The following is a 1,305-nucleotide window of genomic DNA, read 5'->3' on the forward strand; positions in this document are numbered from 1 at the left end:
GGACGGGAGCGGGCGGTGCCGCGACCGCCGTCGCCACGCCGGCCGCACCAGCGCCGGCCGACGGGCCGCCCTGGGCGTCACCCGACGCCGACCCGCCGTCCACGCCGCCGGGACCCGTCGGGGCGGCCGCGCGAGGGGCAGAGGTCGCGCCGGACGTCGCACCGCGGTGCGTCTCCTGAGCCGGCGATCCGCCCGAGGGTGCGGGACCTGAGGACGGTGCCGCCGACGGCCCGGCGCCGGACGGACGTCCGCCACCGCTTCCCGGCCCGGCCCCGGGCTCGCCGAGGATCCCCTCGACACGGACGTCGAAGCCGAGCGTCTCGCGCACCGCGCGGGCGACCACGTCGGCGTGCGCGCCGTTGCGGAACGTCGCCGCGAGCTGCGGGGTCGTGAACGACAGGCGCAGCGTCGTCGCGTCGAGCTCGGCGACCTGCGCGTTGCGCGGGTCGACGAGCGCCCACGTCACGCGGCGCAGTCCCTTGACGGTCTCGAGCACCTCGGGCCAGCGCCGACGCAGCACCTCGGTGTCCCGCGACCCGCCGGCCGCGGCGGTCGCCGGCGCGAGGCTCGCGGGTGCGGGTTCCGGTGCCGGCGCCGGTGCGGGCGTAGGCGCCGGTGCGGGTGACTGGCCGGGCGCGACGGACTCGCCCCGGTCCGCGACCGCCTCCGCCTCGGTGGCCGACCGATCCGCAGACGCGTCCCCGTGAGGTCGGCCCGCGTCCGCAGCCATCTCGCGAGCGCCCGCCGGACCGCCCGTCTCGGCAGGCCGCTCAGCGGACGCGTGCGCGTCCGCGTCGACGGCGGTCGCGTGTGCGTCCGGGTCGACGGCGGTCGCGTGTGCGTCCGCGTCGACGGCGGTCACGTCGCTGGGCTCGGTCGCGCCCGCGTCGACGGCGGTCCGGTCGTCGGGAACGGTCGCCTCGACGGGGGGTGTGGCCGCGTCGACAGAGCCCCGCCGTTCGCCCGCGGCAGGTGCGGTCGAGTCGTCCCCGGCCGTGCGCGCACCACCTGCGTCCGCGGGCGACGCCGGCGCCTTCACCGGGGGCCATGCGTCGTCCGCGTCCGAGGTGCCCGCGTCCTGCGCAGCGGAGGCACCGTCCGACGGGGTCGTACCGGCCGGCGCGGCCTGGTGACCAGCCGGCGACGCGGCGGCGGACACGGCCGGCTCGGCTGGGTGATCGGCCGACGACGCAGTCGCGGCCGCAGCGGCGGGTGCGGGCTGCTCGGCCTGGCGACCGGGCGTCGACGCGGGCACGGCGGCGCCGCGGTTGGCGAGCGCCTCCCGGACCGCGGCGGCGCCACGGG

Annotated in this window: 1 pseudogene; it reads right to left on the minus strand. The window is 80.2% G+C overall.

The annotated features are described in order from the left end of the window. A pseudogene (locus tag CTKZ_RS21160) lies at positions 1-520 on the minus strand (DNA polymerase III subunit gamma and tau); the annotation flags it as partial. Positions 521-1,305: the final 785 nt, after the last annotated feature.

The organism is Cellulomonas algicola (assembly GCF_003851725.1).
GTDB lineage: Bacteria > Actinomycetota > Actinomycetes > Actinomycetales > Cellulomonadaceae > Cellulomonas > Cellulomonas algicola.